General features: G+C 48.3%; 19 protein-coding genes. 16 read left to right on the forward strand and 3 right to left on the reverse strand.

Annotation, left to right across the window (positions count from 1 at the left end):
- The first annotated feature begins 173 nt into the window (after positions 1–173).
- The 11 genes from DWU89_RS12695 (at position 174) to DWU89_RS12745 (ending at position 14353) form a co-directional block, all read left to right on the forward strand.
- Complete coding sequence (locus DWU89_RS12695) at positions 174–1079, forward strand: glucosaminidase domain-containing protein (protein ID WP_115500012.1); 906 nt, start codon at positions 174–176, stop codon at positions 1077–1079.
- Positions 1080–1124: 45 nt separating this feature from the next.
- Positions 1125–2291, forward strand: a complete 1167-nt coding sequence (locus DWU89_RS12700; protein ID WP_115500013.1) for an AIR synthase related protein — start codon at positions 1125–1127, stop codon at positions 2289–2291.
- 6 nt (positions 2292–2297) lie between these two features.
- Positions 2298–3407: a peptide chain release factor 1 gene (gene prfA, locus DWU89_RS12705; protein ID WP_115500014.1), complete on the forward strand. Its 1110-nt coding sequence runs from the start codon at positions 2298–2300 to the stop codon at positions 3405–3407.
- Positions 3408–3442: 35 nt separating this feature from the next.
- Positions 3443–4285, forward strand: a complete 843-nt coding sequence (gene pyrF / locus DWU89_RS12710; RefSeq protein WP_115500015.1) for an orotidine-5'-phosphate decarboxylase — start codon at positions 3443–3445, stop codon at positions 4283–4285.
- Positions 4286–4372: 87 nt separating this feature from the next.
- Positions 4373–5413: a UDP-3-O-(3-hydroxymyristoyl)glucosamine N-acyltransferase gene (lpxD, locus tag DWU89_RS12715; RefSeq protein WP_115500016.1), complete on the forward strand. Its 1041-nt coding sequence runs from the start codon at positions 4373–4375 to the stop codon at positions 5411–5413.
- A 13-nt stretch (positions 5414–5426) separates the two neighbouring features.
- The gene (locus DWU89_RS12720; protein WP_115500017.1) at positions 5427–6812 is read left to right on the forward strand and encodes a bifunctional UDP-3-O-[3-hydroxymyristoyl] N-acetylglucosamine deacetylase/3-hydroxyacyl-ACP dehydratase; all 1386 of its coding nucleotides are present in this window, start codon (positions 5427–5429) and stop codon (positions 6810–6812) included.
- A gap of 15 nt (positions 6813–6827) precedes the next feature.
- Positions 6828–7613 carry an acyl-ACP--UDP-N-acetylglucosamine O-acyltransferase gene (lpxA, locus tag DWU89_RS12725; protein WP_115500018.1) on the forward strand — a complete coding sequence of 262 codons (786 nt, stop codon included), beginning with the start codon at positions 6828–6830 and terminating at the stop codon, positions 7611–7613.
- 133 nt (positions 7614–7746) lie between these two features.
- Entirely contained in the window at positions 7747–8307 is a 561-nt protein-coding gene (locus DWU89_RS12730; RefSeq protein ID WP_115500019.1) for an IS1096 element passenger TnpR family protein, read from the forward strand.
- A gap of 3 nt (positions 8308–8310) precedes the next feature.
- Positions 8311–9210 carry a tRNA (adenosine(37)-N6)-dimethylallyltransferase MiaA gene (gene miaA / locus DWU89_RS12735; RefSeq protein ID WP_115500020.1) on the forward strand — a complete coding sequence of 300 codons (900 nt, stop codon included), beginning with the start codon at positions 8311–8313 and terminating at the stop codon, positions 9208–9210.
- 329 nt (positions 9211–9539) lie between these two features.
- Complete coding sequence (locus DWU89_RS12740; protein WP_115500021.1) at positions 9540–12560, forward strand: SusC/RagA family TonB-linked outer membrane protein; 3021 nt, start codon at positions 9540–9542, stop codon at positions 12558–12560.
- A 14-nt stretch (positions 12561–12574) separates the two neighbouring features.
- Positions 12575–14353, forward strand: coding sequence for a RagB/SusD family nutrient uptake outer membrane protein (locus tag DWU89_RS12745; RefSeq protein ID WP_115500022.1), 1779 nt, complete (start codon positions 12575–12577; stop codon positions 14351–14353).
- 496 nt (positions 14354–14849) lie between these two features.
- Here DWU89_RS12745 and DWU89_RS12750 read toward each other — a convergent pair whose 3' ends face one another.
- Together DWU89_RS12750 and DWU89_RS12755 are read right to left on the reverse strand one after the other, a co-directional pair.
- Positions 14850–15221, reverse strand: coding sequence for a DMT family protein (locus tag DWU89_RS12750; RefSeq protein WP_115500023.1), 372 nt, complete (start codon positions 15219–15221; stop codon positions 14850–14852).
- A 3-nt stretch (positions 15222–15224) separates the two neighbouring features.
- Entirely contained in the window at positions 15225–15971 is a 747-nt protein-coding gene (locus DWU89_RS12755; protein ID WP_115500024.1) for a tRNA 2-thiocytidine biosynthesis TtcA family protein, read from the reverse strand.
- A gap of 111 nt (positions 15972–16082) precedes the next feature.
- Here DWU89_RS12755 and DWU89_RS12760 point away from each other — a divergent pair, with 111 nt between their 5' ends.
- From DWU89_RS12760 to rpiA, 5 genes are read left to right on the forward strand one after another with little or no spacing between them, the layout of a single operon-like run.
- Entirely contained in the window at positions 16083–17522 is a 1440-nt protein-coding gene (locus tag DWU89_RS12760) for a tetratricopeptide repeat protein (RefSeq protein WP_115500025.1), read from the forward strand.
- Between the two features lie 10 nt (positions 17523–17532).
- The gene (locus tag DWU89_RS12765) at positions 17533–18009 is read left to right on the forward strand and encodes an NfeD family protein (protein WP_115500026.1); all 477 of its coding nucleotides are present in this window, start codon (positions 17533–17535) and stop codon (positions 18007–18009) included.
- Positions 18010–18032: 23 nt separating this feature from the next.
- Positions 18033–19025: a flotillin-like protein FloA gene (gene floA / locus DWU89_RS12770; RefSeq protein WP_115500027.1), complete on the forward strand. Its 993-nt coding sequence runs from the start codon at positions 18033–18035 to the stop codon at positions 19023–19025.
- A 7-nt stretch (positions 19026–19032) separates the two neighbouring features.
- On the forward strand, positions 19033–19896 hold the full coding sequence (locus tag DWU89_RS12775) for a nucleoside phosphorylase (RefSeq protein WP_115500028.1): 864 nt from the start codon (positions 19033–19035) through the stop codon (positions 19894–19896).
- Between the two features lie 51 nt (positions 19897–19947).
- On the forward strand, positions 19948–20643 hold the full coding sequence (gene rpiA, locus DWU89_RS12780; RefSeq protein ID WP_115500029.1) for a ribose 5-phosphate isomerase A: 696 nt from the start codon (positions 19948–19950) through the stop codon (positions 20641–20643).
- On the opposite strand, the gene DWU89_RS12785 is transcribed toward rpiA, so the two are convergent.
- Positions 20633–21376: a nitroreductase family protein gene (locus tag DWU89_RS12785; RefSeq protein ID WP_115500030.1), complete on the reverse strand. Its 744-nt coding sequence runs from the start codon at positions 21374–21376 to the stop codon at positions 20633–20635. The genes rpiA and DWU89_RS12785 overlap by 11 nt on opposite strands.
- Positions 21377–21404 lie beyond the last annotated feature (28 nt).

Below are 21404 nucleotides of genomic sequence, written 5' to 3' on the forward strand. Positions count from 1 at the left end.
AGCCTGCCGGAACAAAAAGTTTCAGCATATTCGATCCTGTGAAACTTTTGTTTCATCGGCATGGAACTTTAGTTTCTCCGAGATGGATTTTTTGTTTCTTCGGCATGAAACTTTTAACCAATGCCGGAAATAATTATCTTTGTCTCTGAAATAATTACAATAACAGATCAGTCATGCGATTAACACTACGAATTCTTTCCATACTTGTGATATTTTCCATTACAGGGACAGTTCTGGCAGCAAGCCAGCGGAAAGTGCCGTCATACGAAAAGTACATCAAACAATATAGCAACCTGGCCATCCAGCATCAAAAGAAATACCGCATACCGGCGAGTATCACGCTTGCGCAGGGCTTGCTGGAATCCGGCGCCGGGCAAAGCGAACTGGCGCGCAAGTCGAACAACCATTTCGGCATCAAATGCCACTCCGACTGGCGGGGCGGACGCGTCTATCATGATGACGACCTGCGGGGAGAATGTTTCCGTAAATATAAGAATCCGGAACAATCGTATGAAGACCATGCCCGTTTCCTCGTCGATCGTCCGCGCTATGCTCCCCTGTTCAAACTAAAGGTTACGGACTACAAAGGTTGGGCACGGGGCTTGCAGAAATGCGGGTATGCAACCGACCGGGCTTATGCCAACCGGTTGATCAAACTGATCGAAGACTACGAGCTCTATCGTTACGACACCGCCAAGGGAGGCGCATCGAAACCAGCCAAGCAGCCCGCCCGCGTCTCCAAATACACGGTCTACCGGACAAACGGACTGCTGTATGTTTACTCCAACGGACGGGACAGCTTCGACGATATTGCCGCCAGCCTCGGCTTCCGGGTGAAAGACCTGAAGAAGTATAACGAAGTGCCGGAAGACTTCCCGCTGCAGAAAGGCGACATCGTCTATTTAGAAAAGAAAAAAAAGAAAGCCGACAAGCCGAATTACGACCATGTCGTGCAGGTGGGCGAATCCATGCATAGCATCGCGCAGAAGTACGGAATACAGATCAAGAGCTTATATAAAATGAATAAAAAGCACTATGATTATATTCCCGAAGAAGGAGATGTTCTAAAACTTAGATAAGTAAGACAAAAAAATAGTATCTTTGCAGGCAAATTTCAGAAAAAAATGAGTGACCAACGTTACAACCTACGCGGGGTATCCGCTTCGAAAGAAGATGTTCACAATGCAATAAAGAACATCGACAAGGGAATATTTCCCAAAGCATTCTGTAAGATCATCCCCGATATCCTGGGCGGTGATCCCGAATATTGCAACATCATGCATGCCGACGGAGCCGGAACCAAATCATCCCTGGCCTATATGTACTGGAAAGAGACCGGGGACTTGTCCGTTTGGAAAGGCATCGCACAAGACGCATTGATCATGAACATCGACGACCTGCTGTGCGTAGGTGCAGTCGACAATATATTAGTTTCCTCGACAATCGGCCGCAACAAACTGCTGATACCCGGAGAGGTGATCTCCGCTATTATCAACGGGACGGACGAACTATTGGCCGAACTCCGTGAAATGGGAGTCGGTTGCTATGCGACAGGCGGAGAGACAGCCGACGTGGGCGACCTGGTTCGTACTATCATCGTCGACAGCACGGTTACCTGCCGCATGAAACGCGCCGACGTGATCGACAACAAGAACATCAAAGGTGGTGATGTGATCGTGGGAATGGCTTCCTTCGGACAGGCCACTTACGAAAAAGAATATAACGGTGGAACAGGCAGCAACGGTTTGACCTCTGCCCGTCACGACGTTTTTGCCAAGTATCTGGCTAAAAAATATCCGGAAAGCTATGACGCTGCCGTACCTGATGAATTGGTTTACTCCGGCGGTTTGAAACTGACGGACCAGATCGAAGAATTAGGTATCGACGCCGGAAAGTTGGTGCTTTCCCCTACCCGCACATATGCTCCGGTAATTAAGGTGCTGCTGGACAAGCTGCGCCCGCAGATCGACGGGATGGTACACTGTTCCGGCGGCGCACAGACCAAAGTCATGCATTTTGTTGAAAACAAACGGATCGTTAAAAACAACCTCTTCCCCGTTCCTCCCCTTTTCCGGATTATCCGGGAACAGAGCGGTACGGACTGGAGCGAGATGTACAAAGTATTCAATATGGGGCACCGTATGGAAGTCTACATCGCGCCTGAATATGCGGAAGAAGTGATCAGCATCTCGAAAAGTTTCGGCATAGATGCACAGATTGTCGGCTTCGTCGAGGAAGCGGAAAAGAACGAATTAATCATCGAAAGCGAGAATGGTCGCTTTACCTATTAATTATAAATGGCCGAAAGCAATTTATTAGAGAAGTTAGACGGATTGGTGAGCCGTTTTGAGGAAGTCGGTACGTTAATTACCGACCCGGCAGTTATTGCCGACATGAAACGGTTCGTCAAATTAAATAAAGAATACCGCGATCTGGAAAAGATCGTTGCCGCTCGTGAGGAGTATGTCAAGGCATTGAACGGTATCAAAGAGGCCCGCGAACTGCTGGACAGCGAACAGGACCCGGAGATGCGCGAAATGGCCCGCGAAGAGCTGGACGCATGCAACAACCGCATCCCGGTATTGGAAGAAGAAATCAAGCTGCTTCTGGTTCCGACCGATCCGCAGGACGACAAAAATGCGATTGTCGAGATACGCGGAGGAACGGGAGGTGACGAAGCGGCGCTTTTTGCCGGCGACCTGTACCGCATGTACGTGAAGTATTGTGAGATGAAAGGCTGGAAAGTCGCCCTGTCCAGTTGTAGCGAAGGCGCAGCGGGAGGTTTCAAGGAAATCATCTTTACCGTCAGCGGGGAAAAGGTGTACGGCACTCTCAAATACGAATCGGGCGTGCACCGTGTACAACGCGTACCGGCCACCGAGACACAGGGACGCGTGCATACTTCGGCAGCCACCGTTGCCGTGCTTCCCGAAGCAGATGAATTCGACGTAGAAATCAATGAAGGCGAGATCAAATGGGACACATTCCGTTCGGGTGGCGCCGGAGGGCAGAACGTGAACAAGGTCGAATCAGGTGTCCGTCTGCGCTATGTATGGAAGAATCCGAATACCGGCGTGAGCGAAGAAATCCTGATCGAATGTACCGAGACGCGCGACCAGCCGAAGAACAAGGAACGGGCGCTTACCCGTCTGCGTTCGTTCATCTACGACAAGGAACATCAGAAATATCTGGACGATATTGCCGACAAACGGAAAACGATGGTCTCCACCGGCGACCGTTCGGCCAAGATCCGTACCTACAATTATCCGCAAGGACGTATCACCGACCATCGTATCAATTACACGATTTACAATCTTTCAGCCTTTATGGATGGGGATATACAAGGATGCCTCGATCAGCTGATCGTGGCAGAGAATGCTGAACGACTGAAAGAGTCTGAACTATAACATTATTTTTAGACTAATTTTTTACACGTAACAACATGAACAAGCAGCAATTATTCGAAAACATCAAGAAAAAGCAATCCTTCCTTTGCGTAGGACTGGATACTGATATAAAGAAAATCCCGCAGCACCTGCTGGATAAAGAAGATCCCATTTTCGCATTCAACAAAGCAATCATCGACGCTACAGCCGACTATTGCGTGGCCTACAAGCCGAACCTCGCTTTCTACGAAAGTCTGGGTGTGAAAGGTATGTTGTCTTTTGAAAAGACAGTCGCTTATCTGCGTGAAAACTATCCCGACCAGTTCATCATTGCCGATGCGAAACGCGGCGACATCGGTAACACATCCGAAATGTATGCCCGTTCGTTCTTCGATCATATCAAGGTAGACGCCGTAACAGTGGCTCCGTATATGGGTGAAGACAGTGTGAAACCTTTCCTGATCTATCCGGAAGCGTGGGTTATCCTGCTGGCGTTGACCTCCAACAAAGGCTCACAGGATTTCCAGATGACGGAAGATGCCAACGGCGAACGCCTGTTCGAGAAAGTACTGAAGAAGTCGCAGGAATGGGCTACTGACGAACAGATGATGTATGTCGTTGGCGCAACGCAGGGCAAGATGTTCCTCGACATCCGTAAACATGCTCCCAATCACTTCCTGCTGGTACCGGGCGTAGGTGCTCAGGGCGGAAGCCTTGCCGAAGTCGCACAATACGGTATGAACGATCAATGCGGACTGTTGGTCAACTCCTCCCGTGCCATTATCTATGCAGACAAAACAGAGAATTTTGCGACCGTAGCACGCGCTGCAGCAGAGGCCGTACAACGCGAAATGGCAGGTTATCTGCATGATAAAGGAATTATTCCTTGTAAAGCATAGGCTATCCCAATAATTTTCACCATTTTTGCAAAATGCCTTGGTGCAAGTCAGGTAATTGCATTTGAAATATATATAAAAAAATAAGTAATGGAGTTTTCAGCCCAACAAATAGCAAGTGTTTTAGGAGGAACCGTTGAAGGCAACCCTGAAGTGAAAGTGAACAACTTCTCTAAAATAGAAGAAGGTAAACCGGGAACATTATCATTCCTGGCCAATCCCAAATACGAACATTTCATCTACAACACTGAAGCAAGCATTGTTTTGGTAAACAATGATTTCACTCCTTCCGAACCGGTAAAAGCGACCTTGGTAAAGGTTGCCAATGCCTATGCTTCGCTTGCCATACTGCTGAATATGGTGGAACAGGCGAAAACGAAAAAGGCGGGAATAGATGCCACAGCCTTTATTGCCGGCTCGGCAACAGTCGGCGAAGACTGCTATGTCGGGAACTTCGCCTATATCGGTGAAAATGTGAAGATCGGCAAGAACTGCCGGATCTATCCGCACGCTTACATTGGCGACAACGTAACGATCGGAGAAAACTGCACGATCTATCCGCACGCAACTATCTATAACGGATGTGTGATTGGCAACAACTGTATCCTGCACGCCGGAAGCGTAATCGGATCAGACGGCTTCGGATTTGCTCCCGAAGGCGATAATTACAAAAAGATTCCCCAGTTGGGCAATGTCGTTTTAGAAGACGATGTCGAGATCGGAGCCAATACGACGATCGACCGTGCCGTTATGGACTCGACCATCATCCGCCGGGGTGTGAAACTGGACAACCTCGTGCAGATCGCCCATAACGTGGAAGTCGGCGAAAATACGGTTATGGCAGCCCAGGTTGGCATTGCCGGTTCCGTTAAGATCGGCAGCCATTGCATGTTTGGCGGACAGGCCGGATTATCCGGTCATATTCATGTAGCCGACCATGTCGTGTTCGGGGCACAATGCGGTGTGATCAGCGACGTAAAAGAGCCGGCTACTCTGCTGGGAGCGCCGGCCATCAACGCAAAGGCGTTCATGCGCTCGAGCGCCATCTTCAACCGTTTGCCGGACATGTACCGCCAGATGGGACAGATGCAGCGTGAGATTGAGCAATTAAAAAAAGAACTTAATAAATAAATCAGATAAACGTATGCAGAAACAGAAGACGCTTGCCACGAGTTTCTCTATGCAAGGAAAAGGGTTGCATACGGGGTTGGACATTCAAATCACATTCCACCCTGCGCCCGAAAATCATGGATATAAGATAAAACGTGTTGACCTGGAAGGAGAACCTGTAATCGATGCCGTAGCCGAAAATGTAGCCGGAACCCAGAGAGGGACTGTGCTCTCCAAAAACGGCATTCAGGTAAGTACCATTGAACATGCGATGGCAGCCTTATATGCCTATGAAATAGACAACTGCCTGATAGAAGTGAACGCTCCCGAATTTCCGATCCTGGACGGCAGCTCACGTTTCTTTAGCGAAGAGATCCAAAAAGCCGGTGTCGTAGAACAGAACGCACCGAAAGATTATTACATAGTAAAGCATAAAATCGAAGTGAAGGATGAAGAGACCGGTTCTTCGCTCATTATCCTTCCGGATGATAAGTTCAGTGTCAATGTACTGATTTCTTTCGATTCGCCCGTGCTTTCCAACCAATTCGCCACCTTGAACGATTTAAGCGAGTTCCCGGCTGAATTGGCGGCTTCCCGTACATTCGTATTTGTCCGCGAAGTGGAAATGTTGCTGCAGAACAACCTGATCAAAGGCGGAGACCTCGACAATGCGATCGTGATCTACGACCAGAAAGTGTCTCAGGAAGTACTTGACAACCTGGCGGACAAGCTGAACATCCCGCACAAGGATGTGAAAGACCTGGGCTACATCAACAACAAACCGTTAGTGTTCGACAACGAACCGGCACGCCATAAGCTGATCGACGTGATCGGCGACTTAGCATTGATCGGCAAACCGATCCGGGGCCGGGTGATTGCAACCCGCCCGGGACATAAGGTCAACAACCAGCTGGCACGCATGATCCGCAAGGACATCAAGCTGAACGAAGTACAGGCTCCGATTTACGATCCGAACAACGCACCGGTGATGGACATCAACCGTATCCGCGAGTTGCTCCCGCACCGTTACCCGTTCCTGCTGGTCGACAAAATCATCGAGATCGGCGGCAACTATATCGTAGGTGTAAAAAACATCACAAGCAACGAACCGTTCTTTACAGGCCATTTCCCACAGGAACCGGTTATGCCGGGCGTATTGCAGGTGGAAGCGATGGCACAGACCGGAGGACTGCTCGTTCTGAATTCGGTTGACGAACCGGAACGCTACTCTACTTATTTCATGAAGATCGACGGCGTGAAATTCCGCCAGAAGGTTGTTCCGGGTGACACGCTGATCCTGCGTCTGGAACTGCTGGCTCCGATACGCCGGGGTATTTCCACCATGAAAGGTTATGTCTTCGTAGGCGATAAGTTAGTGAGCGAAGCCGAATTTATGGCACAGATTGTCAAAAACAAATAATAATTATATAAGGTAATGAGTATATCCCCCTTAGCAGTCGTTCATCCCGAAGCAAAGATCGGTCAGAACACAACGATTGACCCGTTTGCCGTAATCGAGAAAGATGTCGTAATCGGTGAAAACTGCCGTATTCATTCGCATGTAACGATTCTGGACGGCGCACGAATCGGTAATAATTGTAATGTATTTCCGGGAGCCGTAATTGCCGGTATTCCCCAGGATCTGAAGTTCAAAGGAGAACAGACAATCGCCGAGATCGGCGACAACACAACGCTCCGCGAATGTGTGACTATAAATCGCGGAACAGCCTCCAAAGGGAAAACGGTCGTAGGCCGCAACTGCCTGATCATGGCTTATTCCCATATTGCCCACGACTGCGTGCTGAAAGACAATATCATTATCGGTAACGCTTCGCAGATTGCCGGGGAAGTAGAGATTGACGACTACGCCATCGTGAGCGGCGGCAGCCTGGTCCACCAGTTTTCACGCATCTCCAAACATGTAATGGTACAGGGCGGCTCGCGCATCGGCAAGGATATTCCTCCTTACACGCTGATCGGACGCGACCCGATCGTCTACTGTGGTATCAATATCGTAGGCTTGCGCCGTCGCGGTTTCACCAATCAGCAGGTATTCCTGATCCAGGATATCTACCGGACGCTTTACACGCGCGGCCTCAACAATACGGAAGCATTGAAAGCAATCGAAACGGAATACGAACCCAGCGAAGAACGTGATTTGATCCTCAACTTCATCAAATCATCTCAGCGCGGTATTGTCAGAGGTTCGATTGATGAGTAAATAATGTGATAATATGGCAATGTGCCAATGTGCCAATTAAATTCATACTCCCATTGGCATATTGGCACATTATTTTATTGGCACATTATTTTTATTTTACTACTTTTGAACCAACAAAAAACTAATAACGATTATGGTATTTAGATTTCTAATTCTATCAGATGAAGTTGACGACTTCAAACGCGAGATAAAAATCGACTCGGAAGCTACATTCCTGGATTTGTACAATGCCATTATGGACTCTGTTGGGTACACAAAAGATCAGATGTGTTCTTTCTTCATCTGCGATGACGACTGGAGCAAGAATACGGAAATCACCCTGGTTGAGATGGACACCACTTCCGAAGTGGACAATTATATAATGGAAGATACACGTCTGGAAGAACTCCTGGAAGACGAACACCAGAAGTTGCTTTTCGTCTTCGATTATATGACCGAACGCGCTTTCTTCATGGAACTCCGCGAGATCATCCCCGGAAAGGATCTGGACAAGCCCGTATGCAGCAAGTCTATAGGTGAACCGCCTGTGCAAATCATGTCGTTCGACGATATGGACCCGAAAGCCGGCAGCACCGAAATCGGCGAAGATTTCTATGGTGATTCCGAATATGATATTGACGAACTCGACAAAGAAGGTTTCGACGGACTCGGCGACGGACCGATGGACAATCCGTACGACGACGAGCGTTTCTGATTAATGAACTCCCTTGTCATCCTATTAGGGCCGACAGGAGTCGGCAAGACGGAACTGAGCCTGCGCATAGCAGAACATTTCGGTTCACCGATCATTTCTTCCGACTCCCGTCAGCTCTACAAAGACCTCCCGATAGGCACGGCCGCCCCTACGGCTGAACAAATGGCACGCGTGCGGCATTATATGGTCGGCACCCTGTCACTCACCGATTATTACAGCGCAAGCAATTTTGAAGAAGATGTGATGTCCCTGCTCCGGGAACTTCACCGCACACATCCGACCGTCGTCATGACGGGTGGCAGTATGATGTATATCGACGCTGTTACGAAAGGAATCGATGACATCCCTACCGTCACACCTGAAATACGAACTGCTATTTACAAAGAATTTGAAGAAAAGGGCCTTGCCCCTATCCTTGCCGAATTAAAAGAAGCCGATCCCATACATTATGAAGAAGTAGACCGCAACAACTACAAACGCGTGATCCATGCCGTCGAAATCTGTCGCATGACCGGCAAACCTTATTCATCTTTCCGCACCAATACCCGCAAAGAGCGTCCGTTCCGGATCATACAGATCGGGCTGACCCGTGACCGCGAAGAGCTGTACGACCGCATCAACCGCCGTGTAGACCAGATGATGGCTGACGGCATGCTGGAAGAAGCACGCCGCGTCTATCCTTTCCGTGAACTGAACTCCCTCAACACGGTCGGTTACAAAGAACTGTTTAAATATTTGGATGGTGAATGGACTTTGGACTTTGCCATCGAAAAGATCAAACGCAACTCCCGCGTTTATGCCCGCAAGCAGATGACCTGGTTCAAGCGGGACACTGATATTAAATGGTTCCACCCGGATAACGAAGAAGCAATACTCGCTTATTTAAATCAAAAAAAATTATAAATAATGCCGGAGTTCTGATAGAACTTCGTCGTTTCGTTGGCAAATATATGTAAATATTTACACCCGTAAATTATTCTTGCAAATAAATACTGGTTATTAATCAAAATTAACACAAAAAGTTTCATTCTCACTTCCGGTTTTTACCCAAGTTGCATACCGACTTTTATCAATCCGATTATAACAGTCAGAATACAGCCATTTTGGCTTTAGTTCTATCAGAACCACGTATAAAACAAAAACATAAATCGCCAAAAATATTCTCTCCTTTATTGTATTCGAGATATGATGGCATAAAAAATCGGACAGTATTCTTTTTAATCTATAATCCTATGTTGAAAAAGTTAAATTTAGTAAGTACTATTTTGCTAACGGGAGCTTTGGCTGTTCCGGGAGGAGCTTGGGCAGATACAGCCCCGGTAAAGCAAGGTGTCAGCATTTCCCAACAGAATGGGAAAGTAACATGTACAGTGGAAGATTCTTTCGGCCCTGTGGTCGGAGCTTCCGTAGTAATAAAGGGTACGACTAACGGAAACGTATCTGACAGTAATGGTCAGGTCGTTTTAGAAGGTCTGAAACGAGGCGATATCATCCAAGTCTCCTTTATTGGGTATATGACACAAGAGATCCCCTACACCGGACAGGCCAGTATCAAGATTGCCTTGAAAGAAGATTCCCAGGCCTTGGACGAAGTAGTAATTGTCGGCTATGGTGTACAACGCAAAGAGAGTCTGACAGGAGCTTTGCAGACACTCAAAGATGAAAAACTGACCGACATCACGACTCCGTCGGTTGAAAACATGCTGAACGGAAAAATATCCGGCGTTTTTGTTGCCCCGGGCTCGGGACAGCCAGGTGCTAAAGGCGCTGTAATGGTGCGTGGTAAAGCCACGTTGAGCGGCTCGACAGCTCCCCTATGGGTAATCGATGGCGTAATTGTCGGAGATGGAGCCGGTCTGTTGAATCCTGCGGATATCGAGACCATGACCATCCTGAAGGATGCAGCCTCTACCGCTATCTATGGTTCCGAAGGTGCTAACGGTGTAATTCTTATAACAACCAAATCAGCCAAAAGCGGTAAAATGCAGATCAACGCTTCTGCTAAATTGGGTGTCAGCACACTGAACAACGGTAATCTGAAAATGATGAACGGTGCCGAGTTGTATGACTATTACAATTCTTTCAACAACCCGGAAATGGTCAATTTCACACGTTGGAATCCGGAATTACGTAATTCCAATTTCGACTGGTGGGATCTCGCCACACACGCCGGATTCACACAGGATTACAATTTATCCATTTCCGGTGGGAACGAAAACTTAAAATCCTACTTGTCTGTAGGTTATTATGATGAAGATGGTGCCGTAAAAGGGTATGATTATTCACGTTATACGTTCCGCTACCGTTCCACCTATACCCCGTACAAATGGTTGACAATCAGACCGTCTATATCGGGTGGTATGCGCGATGTAGAAGATGCGCAATATTCGGTTACTGCCATGTACTCCATGCTTCCTTGGGATAGTCCTTATGATGAAAAAGGGAATTTAGTTCCGGACCGTTATCAAGGATGGGTGAATAGCCAGCAGACAAACTATCTGAATGACCTCTCGTATGGCAACCATACGGATTATAAAACATACGAATTCCTCGGTAATCTGGATTTCGACATCAAGATCACAGATTGGCTGACATTCCGTTCAACCAACAGCTATCAGTACACGAACTACTATTACCATTCCTACTCTGACCCCCGCAGTAACGGAGCTTTAGGCGTAAACGGACGTATCGAGGAATATCAAAGCAACACAACCCGCCGCTACACCAACCAGTTGCTGAACTTCAATAAGATATTCGGCAAACATTCGGTGGAAGCCATCTTGGCCTATGAGTTCAAAGACTATCAAGGCAAAGCGACAAAAGCTATCGGTACGGGATTCGCCCCGGGCTTTGAAGTACTGGACGTAACAGCCCTGCCCGAAAAGGTCGGAGGCAGTTTGAGCGAATCGGCAAGCCAGTCTTTCTTTATGCGCGCCAACTATTCGTACGACAACCGCTATGTAGCTGAACTATCTCTCCGCCGTGACGGGGCCTCTAACTTCGGAACAGATGCACGCTACGGTAATTTCTACTCCATCAGTGGCGGTTGGAATATCCACCGGGAACATTGGTTTAATGCGGATTGGGTAGATGCATTAAAGCTGCGTGCCTCTTACGGTACGATGGGTAACAGACCGGGTGAACTTTATCCGCAATATGCCCTCTATTCCGTCTCCGCCAACTACGACGGCGTACCGGGAACACTGATCAGCCAAGTAGGCAATCCGGATCTGACATGGGAACAAACTTCCACATTCGGATTGGGTCTGGATGCAAATCTGTTTGACAACCGACTGCATATCGTACTCGACTATTATAATAAATACACAACTGACGTACTTTACCGGACACCGATATCCGGTATTACAGGTGTAACCAGCCGCTGGCAGAATGTCGGTGAAATCAGTAATAAGGGTATCGAATTGACCATCGGCGGAGATATCATCCGTTCGAAAGACTGGAACTGGAGCTTGGAAGCCAATTTGGGTCACAATAAGAATATTGTCGAAAAATTGTACGGCGATGATCCTGATTTGGAAATCATCGGAGGTGGCGGTATCGGCATTGCCGGTGAAGCAGACAAAATTCTGAAAGTAGGTTATAGCAGCGATGCATTTTATATGCAAGAGTGGGCAGGCGTTAATCCGGAAACCGGAGCTCCACAATGGTACACGACAGACAAAGATGGCAGCCGCGTCATCACGGAAGATTATGCGAAAGCTGACCAGATAATTTGTCCGCCCTCCACTCCGAAGCTCTTCGGTGGATTCAACACCACGTTAAACTGGAAAAACATAGATTTGAATGCCGTATTCGGTTATTCGATCGGAGGTAAGATTTATAACTATTCACGTCAGGAATATGACTCCGACGGAGCTTATACCGACCGTAACCAAATGAAGCTGAAGGACGGTTGGAGCCGCTGGGAAAAGCCCGGTGACATTGCAACACACCCGGTTGCATCCTATAACAACCAGTCCGGCTCGCAGAAAGCATCTACCCGTTATCTGGAAAACAGCGACTTCTTGAAACTCCGTTCATTGACGATCGGCTACAACCTCAGCTTACCGCAATATTACATTCAAAACATGCGTATATTCTTCGCTGGGGAAAACTTGTTCACCATAACCGGTTATTCCGGTGTCGATCCTGAAATTCCTGCTAAAGACGGTACGACCGTAATTGGTTCCGTAGGACCATCTGTTTACCCGTCTACCCGCAAATTCATGTTTGGTCTTAATTTAACATTCTAACACGCAAAGCACGTATGAAAAAGATTATATCAAAATTTCTTATAGTAACTGCCTGCGCAGGTGTAGCATTGACTTCCTGCGACATCGAACGGTTACCGAATGGAAGCATGGCTGCCGAAGACATTACTTCGGACCCGAACACTTATCTCGACGGTCTGGTACGTGGCGCATACGCCCAATTGAAAACATGGTCCGACCCGATGCACCGTTTAGGTGAGTATGCCGGCGACAATATGATGATTCGCGGTTCTTCCACGGATGCCTTCTATGAATTCATATCCTATTCACGCACGGCCAATAACTACCGTTTGCAGAGTTTCTGGGATTCCGGCTACAAAGCTATCGCCCAGACTTCCAACGTCATCAAAATGATCGAAGAAGGACAAAGTACCGAGATCGATAATAAATTAGGCGAATGTTACTACATCCGGGGCATGATGTATTTCTATCTGACCCGTGCCTTCGCCCGTCCTTATTATCAGGCTCCGGACAAAAACTTAGGTGTCCCTATCGTCAACGGTACGCCGGACGACTTGAACAACTTGCAATTGCCCGACCGTGCAACCGTCACACAAAGTTACGCACAAGCGATCGCCGACCTCCGAAAAGCTGAAAATATGCTGACAGTCAACGATGGTCCCGCCTATGCCTCCAAAGGTGCGGCACAAGCCATGCTGTCGCGCGTATATCTTTATATGAGCGGTACCTATTTGAATCCGAACACGCAATATGCCGATTCTGCCGCTTATTATGCAACACAAGTGATCAATTCCGGCGAATACCAGTTATTGCCGCGCGAAGAGTTCATGTTCTACAACACCTATGTTCCAGAAAACAACAAGGAATCCATCTTCGTCGTTAAACGGGTTGCTTCCGAATTCTCCGGCGATGACCACTATTACGGCATCGGAGGTATGTATGCCAATATCGGAGGTATGGGCTGGGGTGAAATGTTTGCAAGCGCCAAATATATAGACTTGCTGAACGAAACCGGTCGTAACGACTGGCGTCCGGATCAGAAAAAGATTGTCGATGCCCGTGCGAACTTTATCGAACCGCAATATGTCGAAGACGACAACGGTAAATACACCGAAGTATTCCGTTTCATCAAGAACGTTTACGACGCAAGCGGCAAGCATACGAACTACAACTACGTACAGGCCGCATTGAACAAAAACGGGAACCAATACACCTGCTCGGAAACAGTTGGAGACGTAACAAACACTTATCCGATGACGCCGGTCAATGAAGCCCAGCAAATCTATTCAATCAAGTATTCCGACGGTAACACCTACACCGGTGTAATCGACTACCAGATGTCACTAAACCGTGTCTATCCGGAATTCTACATTACAAAATGCTCACGTGAAGGCGAAGACTCGCATCTGTACTCTCCGCTCATCTCCCGCCTGGGCGAACTTTATCTGAACCGGGCCGAGGCTTACGCAAAAATGGGACGTTACGGTGAAGCATTAAGCGACCTCAACACGATTCGCGAACGCTCTATCCCCGGCGCAGGTTATTCTTCACTGGATGCAACGACCGCCCCGACCTTGATCGATAAGGAACGTCAGTTGGAATTGGCCTATCAGGCAGAACGCAGCTACGACGTATTCCGTAACGGCGAAGCACTGACACGTCATTATCCGGGTCCGCAAAACGCGATGGAAGACATACCGGCAACAGAATACCGCGTAACCTATTTCATCCCGCAAACGGCTATAAACTCTTATCCGAGCGGTAGCAAACTAACACAGAATCCGTTGGATAACAGCGGAGTTATCCTGAACTAAATCTTTATATATAAGAGAGTATGCCTGACACACTTGGCATGCTCTCTTTTCTTTTCCGCACAGCCCATCACCCGGTAATTAATCCGCCATTTTGCCGACACCAACCGGCTTTTCTTCAGCAAAACAACACTATTCAGGTATGCACAAATGATGATTTAACGGTTCATTATTTCTTAAAACTTAACAAGCATGAAGGTCCTGACTCGTCAAGATCGCCTGCGAAATGGTATTGCAGTGCTTCATGGGTTTATAGTGCCGTAAAGGAATGAATAACCCGGCAGATAGAATGAACGATGCGGAATGTGTGCCCCCTCCGTACCTACCCGCTATTCATGTTACAGCCGTGAAACAAAAGAAATCCAACTGTAACAGAGAAGGAAGACAGTTGTGACATGCAAAGAAGACAACCGTAACATGCAATAGAGGACCGGTGTTGATCCGTTATTGATTCGCTATTTGCCAGATATGAAATATTAGTTCTGCAATTCTTCCCTGTTTACTTTTTAAACACCAGGTAAACAGCCGCCACCAGGAACAGGAACGCTAACGCATGGTTCCATTTGAACGATTCGCCTTTGAAGGCAATCGTGCTGAATCCGACAAAGACAACCAGCGTAATCACCTCCTGGATCACTTTCAACTGAATCAGGTTAAACGGGCCGCCGTTATCACGAAAGCCCATCCGGTTCGCCGGAACCTGGAAACAATACTCGAAAAAAGCTAAAAACCAGCTAAACAAGATAACACCGATCAACGGCAGATGCTCGAACCAACTGAACTGCTGTTTCATCTTCAGATGCCCGTACCAGGCACACGTCATAAAGACATTGGACACAACCAATAACAGAATAGTATAAAATCCCTGCATAATTTATTTTAGTTTGTGAGGCAGATAATCCTCCTGAATATTCGACATACTGCTCCAAAGGCTGTAGCGCGCCTCCGGGTTAATCGCTTCCAGCCGCGACAAAACCTCCTTCATATCCGAACGGCTGGAACCGGATTCGTATGGGCAATTCTTGATCTGCTTCCTGTAACCCCGCCACGCCGCAATGCGGACCAGCTCCTTCTCCTCCACTAAGCACATCGGGCGGATAATCTCCATATCGAACTTATCCATCTTCAGACGAGGAGGCATCGTCCCGATCGCCCCCTGATGGATCATATTCATCAGAAGCGTTTCGAGAATATCGTCCTGGTGATGCCCTAATGCAATCTTGTTGCAGTTGTGCTGCCGGGCAATGTCGAACAAGGCTTTGCGCCGTGTCCAGGAACAAAGGAAACAGGGAGATTTGCGGGTATCGGTCGAGGCGTCGAAACTCGTCTCGTGCACGAAAAAGGGAAGCCCGTGCTCTTCGGCGCATCCCTTCAGGTAGTCGAGATCCGAACGGTACGGGATGTTCGACATGACAATATGCGTCACGACCACTTCGAACCGGGGCCGGAAGATTTTGGAACGCCGTCCCAGCAGGTCTACCAGCGCCAACGAGTCCTTGCCGCCCGACAGTCCGATCAGGATACGGTCGCCATCCGCAATCAGGCCATATTCGAATATTGCCTTCTTAACCTTCTCTTCTACTTTTCGAAACAGGAGTTCTTCTTCCGTCAGCTTTGCCATACTCTTTTTTAATCGGGCACAAAAATACATATTTATCCCGCGAATTGCATCCTCTACTAAAAATATTATTATCTTTGAAACGGTATAATTATATCATACAATTAAGGTACTATGAATTGGTTATCACATAAACTGTTTTATACAATAGGAATTACGTTACTATGCGGCGGACTGCATGCACAAAGTCTGGCCGAAGCAAAGAAATTATATAATGAAGGGAAATATGCGGAAGCCAAGCCGGCTTTTGAAAAACTGGTCAAGCAGGCTCCCGGTAACTCATCTTATAATCATTGGTACGGTGTCTGCTGTTACGAGACCGGAGATTTAGCGGGTGCCGAAAAACACTTGCAAGTAGCTGTCAAGCGCAAAGTGCAGGAGGCTTATAACTATATGTCCAAGATTTATTACGAGACATACCGTTTCGACCAGGCAGCCGAAATGCTGGAGGACTACATCGACCTGCTGGCAAAAAAGAAACAGGACCCGCAAGCGTTCGAGGCAAGGCTCGACCTGGCGAACAATGCCCAGCGCATGATGGAGAAAGTGGAAGACGTGCAGATCATCGACAGCTTGGTTGTCGACAAAGAGGATTTCCTCTCCGCCTATATCCTGAGTGAAGAAAGCGGAACGCTCGAAACCTATAAGGATTTCTTCCAGACGAACGAGCCGGTGGGCTCGACGGTCTATAAGAACCAGAAAGGCGACAAGATATACTACGCCCATCCGACAGACGGCGACCGCTACTGCCTCTTCACACAATCCATGCTGATGGATGAATGGGGAGACGAAAAACAGTTGCCGATGAATATCAACAGTAACGATGACGACAACTATCCGTTTGTCCTTCCCGACGGTGCCACGATCTATTACGCCTCCAAAGGGAACGGCTCGATAGGCGGTTACGACCTGTTTGTCACCCGCTATAACATCAATTCCGATACGTATCTGGCCCCGGAGCAGTTGGGCATGCCGTTCAACTCGCCTTACAACGACTATATGATGGTGTTCGACGAGGTGAAGGGATTGGGCTGGTTCGTTTCCGACCGCTTCCAACCGGAAGGCAAGGCCTGCGTCTACCTCTTTATTCCGAATCCGGAGCACAAGCGGGTGGAGAGTGAGGACATCGATCTGAAGCGGGCCCGCGCGGCGATCACCTCCATCCAGGAATCCTGGAAGGAAGGTTCCGACTATGCCGAGCTGATCCGTCTTTCCCATACGGAGATTCCTTACGGGGAAGAAAAGATAGAAAAGGATTTCGAGTTTATCATCGGCAATGACATTGTCTACTATAAGTTGGATGATATCAAAAGCCCGGAAGCAAAAGGATATTACGAAAAGGTGGTCGCTCTCAATAAGCAGATCAAAGAGCTGAACGGAAAGCTGGACGGCCTGCGCGCATCGTACGCCCAAGGGAACAAGGCCCGCAAAGACCAGTTGAAGCCGACCATCCTCGAAGCGGAAGAGCAACTGAACTCGCTCATGGATCAACCCGGCGAACTGGAGAAGAAGGCTCGTAATGCAGAAATCAAATATTTGACAAACAAACGATAATACGACTCTTATGTTATTCGAAACGCTTATCATCGCTTTCCTTATGGTTGTGGCCATCGTGCTCGTCCTGCTGGAAATATTCATGTTGCCGGGAATCACGGTGGCAGGTGTAGGAGGATTCCTCTTTGCAGCCGGAGGACTGATTTATGCCTACTCGGTAAGTGTATGGATGGGAAATATAACGTTAGGCGTTTCGCTTTTGGTGTTTATAGCTTCATTTGCATGGCTGCTGCGCTCTAAATCGTTCAACCGGGTGGCTCTGAAAACGGACGTAGACTCGAAGTTAGTGTCCAGCCGGGATTTAGGAATCGTACCGGGTGACGAAGGGATAACGCTTTCCCGCCTCGCTCCTATCGGCAAAGCCCGTATCAAAGGGATCACGGTGGAAGCCAAGTCGATGGACGAACTGATCGATGAAGGCACACCGGTCGAGGTGATGCGCGTAGACGGTTACAACGTACTGGTAAAAAGGAAAAATAATTCATAATTCATAACTATAATTCTATTCACATGGAAATGACCTTTGTTCCGATAGCCCTACTGGGCGCAGCGATACTGCTGTTGGTTATATTCTTTTATTATGTGCCGTTCCTGCTGTGGATCTCGGCAAAAGTTTCGGGTGTCAACATTTCGCTGATACAACTCTTCCTGATGCGTATCCGTAATGTACCGCCTTACATCATCACCCGTGCCATGATCGAAGCCCACAAAGCCGGTCTGAAAACATTGACCCGTGATGAGTTAGAAGCGCACTACCTGGCTGGCGGACACGTGGAAAAGGTCGTCCATGCCCTGGTTTCGGCCTCCAAAGCAAACATAGACCTGCCTTTCCAGATGGCTACCGCTATCGACCTGGCCGGACGTGACGTATTCGAAGCCGTGCAGATGTCTGTAAACCCGAAAGTGATCGACACGCCTCCTGTGACTGCCGTTGCCAAAGACGGTATCCAGTTGATCGCCAAAGCGCGCGTGACGGTTCGTGCCAATATCAAGCAGTTGGTCGGTGGTGCCGGCGAAGAAACAATCCTGGCCCGTGTAGGCGAAGGTATCGTTTCGTCCATCGGTTCGTCCGAAAGCCACAAGACGGTATTGGAGAATCCGGATTCCATCTCCAAGCTGGTACTCCGCAAAGGGTTGGATGCCGGGACTGCTTTTGAAATCCTCTCCATCGACATCGCCGATATAGATATAGGTAAGAACATCGGTGCCTTCCTTCAGATGGACCAGGCACAGGCCGACAAGAACATTGCCCAGGCAAAAGCCGAAGAACGCCGTGCGATGGCCGTTGCACTCGAACAGGAAATGAAAGCCAAAGCGCAGGAAGCCCGCGCCAAAGTGATCGAAGCCGAAGCACAGGTTCCGCAAGCTATGGCAGATGCATTCCGTTCCGGCAACTTAGGCGTCATGGACTACTATAAAATGAAGAATATCGAGGCTGACACCAGCATGCGCGAAGCAATCGCCAAGCCGACAAGCACGCCTTCCAAACCGTTAAAGGACTAACAAAGTTATGATTGCACCTTCTGAACTCATTATCAATCCCGATGGCAGTTGCTTTCACCTGCATCTGAGACCGGAACAGTTGGCCGACAAGATTATTATGGTCGGCGATCCTGATCGTGTGAATACGGTTGCGGCTTACTTCGATACGAAAGAGTGCGAAGTGTCGAGCCGCGAGTTCCATACGATCACCGGAACGTATAAAGGAAAGCGCATCACAACGCTTTCCCACGGCATCGGGACTGATAATATCGACATCGTCCTGAACGAATTGGACGCACTGGCAAACATCGACTTTGCCACGCGTACCATCAAACCGGACTTCCGGCAACTGACAATGGTACGTGTCGGTACTTCAGGAGGCTTGCAACCATTCGTCCCCGTCGGCACATACGTGGCAGCCGAGAAATCGATCGGCTTCGACGGGGTGTTGTATTTCTATGCCGACTCTGCCAAAGTACGCGACAAGGCATTCGAAGCGGAACTCCTTAAACAATTAGAGTGGAAACTAAGCGGCATCCAGCCGTATGTAGTTTCGGCCGATCCTTCGCTGATCGAACAGATCACGCAGGGCGACATTATCCGGGGCGTAACGATTGCCGCCAACGGTTTCTACGGTCCGCAAGGCCGCCAACTTCGTCTGCCGCTTGCCGATCCTGAACTGAACCGGAAAATCGAAGCATTCGACTATAACGGCAGCCAGATCACGAACTTCGAAATGGAAAGTTCATCGCTTGCGGGACTGTCCGCCCTGATGGGACACCGGGCAATGACTGTCTGTTGCATCATTGCCGGACGGGTTGCCAAAGACATGAACACCGAATACAAAGGTTCCATGACCGGCCTGATCGAAACAGTATTAGACCGGATCTGAGAACCGAATCTTCCCGCCGGTTGTTGACATTATATATAATGTATATGGATCATGGAATGGGGAAAGACTATATTATCATCTTTGGAGTGGGGTAAATCCATCTCCAACAGAGAAGAGAAAGAGAGAGTGGCGAAGGTCATTTCCTCTATGGTGAATGATGGGGATATTATCGGTGCAGGCTCCGGCTCGACCGCTTACCTGGCATTAACGAAGATTGCTGAAAGAGTCAAAAACGAACAGCTGCACATCCGCGCTATCCCGACCTCGCAGGAGATCCGCATGACTTGCGCCCGTTTAGGGATTCCCGTCACCAGCCTGTGGGAGCATAAACCGGATTGGACATTCGACGGCGCTGACGAAATAGATACGGAGCATAACATGATAAAAGGGCGCGGCGGAGCGATGTTTAAAGAGAAGCTACTGATCAGTTCCAGTCCCCGGACCTATATTATCGCTGACCCATCCAAGATGGTCACGAAATTAGGTACCCGCTTCCCGGTTCCCATAGAAATATTTCCCGAAGCACTTACTTACGTGGAAGAAGTACTCCGGGCTTATAATCCAAAAGAAATCAAATTAAGAATGGCAGAAGGGAAAGATGGTCCCGTAATCACAGAGAACGGAAACCTGATTCTCGATGCCTGGTTCGACAACATCCCCGATAATTTAGAGAGATCGATCAAATCGATTACCGGGGTTATCGAAAGCGGGCTGTTCATGCACTACAACGTGCAGATCATCTCATAAAGCCCTGGTCTTTCAAGACCTTCAACAAGACATCCGAGAAATATTCATTGTTGGCCTTCGTATAGCGCACATCCGTAAATACCTGGGCCAATGTTTCTTTCTCATTTTCCCGTACGAATTGCTTGTTGACCTCCAGTTCTTCTTTGTCGTGGTACAACGCATCAATAGAGGCAGGCGTATAATCCGTATAAGTTTCCTGATGGATAACAGCGTCAAGCGGCAGGCGTTCCACCTGTTCAGGCATTCCGTCCGGATAACCGACTGTCACTGTCACGATAGGCACAACCAGACGGGGAAGCGAAAGGGCTTCAATAATCTTATCCGCATTATAGGCAGTCGTTCCTAAGTAACAGATTCCCAACCCTTTTTCTTCCGCAGCCGTGCAGAAACTCTGTGCAAACAACATCGCATCGATCGTAGAAGCGATAAAAGTCTGGAAGTTGTCGAAACCGGCCACAGCCTTACGTTGTTCCGCCCACTTGACAAAGCGGTTGGCATCGGCACAGAAAGTCAGCACAACCGGAGCAGTCGTAATCATCGGCTGATTGAAATGGGCGGGAGCCAGCTTTTCCTTATTCGCCTTATCGCGGGTAATAACAACGCTATACAACTGCATATTCCCCGTATTGGAGGCACGGGCCGCTATTTCCAATAATTCATTCAGCAATGTATCCGGGATGTCCTGAGTCGTATATTTACGGATCGTCCGTCTGTTCTTCATATTTTCCAACATAACTTAGTCTATTTAGTTTATGACACAA

This window comes from Parabacteroides acidifaciens (genome assembly GCF_003363715.1).
Lineage (GTDB): Bacteria > Bacteroidota > Bacteroidia > Bacteroidales > Tannerellaceae > Parabacteroides > Parabacteroides acidifaciens.

Bases quoted from the DNA above. Each gene is read 5' to 3' on its own strand.
- DWU89_RS12695 (WP_115500012.1), top strand. From the start codon at position 174: ATGCGATTAACACTACGAATTCTTTCCATACTTGTGATATTTTCCATT.
- DWU89_RS12700 (WP_115500013.1), top strand. From the start codon at position 1,125: ATGAGTGACCAACGTTACAACCTACGCGGGGTATCCGCTTCGAAAGAA.
- prfA (WP_115500014.1), top strand. From the start codon at position 2,298: ATGGCCGAAAGCAATTTATTAGAGAAGTTAGACGGATTGGTGAGCCGT.
- pyrF (WP_115500015.1), top strand. From the start codon at position 3,443: ATGAACAAGCAGCAATTATTCGAAAACATCAAGAAAAAGCAATCCTTC.
- lpxD (WP_115500016.1), top strand. From the start codon at position 4,373: ATGGAGTTTTCAGCCCAACAAATAGCAAGTGTTTTAGGAGGAACCGTT.
- DWU89_RS12720 (WP_115500017.1), top strand. From the start codon at position 5,427: ATGCAGAAACAGAAGACGCTTGCCACGAGTTTCTCTATGCAAGGAAAA.
- lpxA (WP_115500018.1), top strand. From the start codon at position 6,828: ATGAGTATATCCCCCTTAGCAGTCGTTCATCCCGAAGCAAAGATCGGT.
- DWU89_RS12730 (WP_115500019.1), top strand. From the start codon at position 7,747: ATGGTATTTAGATTTCTAATTCTATCAGATGAAGTTGACGACTTCAAA.
- miaA (WP_115500020.1), top strand. From the start codon at position 8,311: ATGAACTCCCTTGTCATCCTATTAGGGCCGACAGGAGTCGGCAAGACG.
- DWU89_RS12740 (WP_115500021.1), top strand. From the start codon at position 9,540: ATGTTGAAAAAGTTAAATTTAGTAAGTACTATTTTGCTAACGGGAGCT.
- DWU89_RS12745 (WP_115500022.1), top strand. From the start codon at position 12,575: ATGAAAAAGATTATATCAAAATTTCTTATAGTAACTGCCTGCGCAGGT.
- DWU89_RS12750 (WP_115500023.1), bottom strand. From the start codon at position 15,221: ATGCAGGGATTTTATACTATTCTGTTATTGGTTGTGTCCAATGTCTTT.
- DWU89_RS12755 (WP_115500024.1), bottom strand. From the start codon at position 15,971: ATGGCAAAGCTGACGGAAGAAGAACTCCTGTTTCGAAAAGTAGAAGAG.
- DWU89_RS12760 (WP_115500025.1), top strand. From the start codon at position 16,083: ATGAATTGGTTATCACATAAACTGTTTTATACAATAGGAATTACGTTA.
- DWU89_RS12765 (WP_115500026.1), top strand. From the start codon at position 17,533: ATGTTATTCGAAACGCTTATCATCGCTTTCCTTATGGTTGTGGCCATC.
- floA (WP_115500027.1), top strand. From the start codon at position 18,033: ATGGAAATGACCTTTGTTCCGATAGCCCTACTGGGCGCAGCGATACTG.
- DWU89_RS12775 (WP_115500028.1), top strand. From the start codon at position 19,033: ATGATTGCACCTTCTGAACTCATTATCAATCCCGATGGCAGTTGCTTT.
- rpiA (WP_115500029.1), top strand. From the start codon at position 19,948: ATGGAATGGGGAAAGACTATATTATCATCTTTGGAGTGGGGTAAATCC.
- DWU89_RS12785 (WP_115500030.1), bottom strand. From the start codon at position 21,376: ATGTTGGAAAATATGAAGAACAGACGGACGATCCGTAAATATACGACT.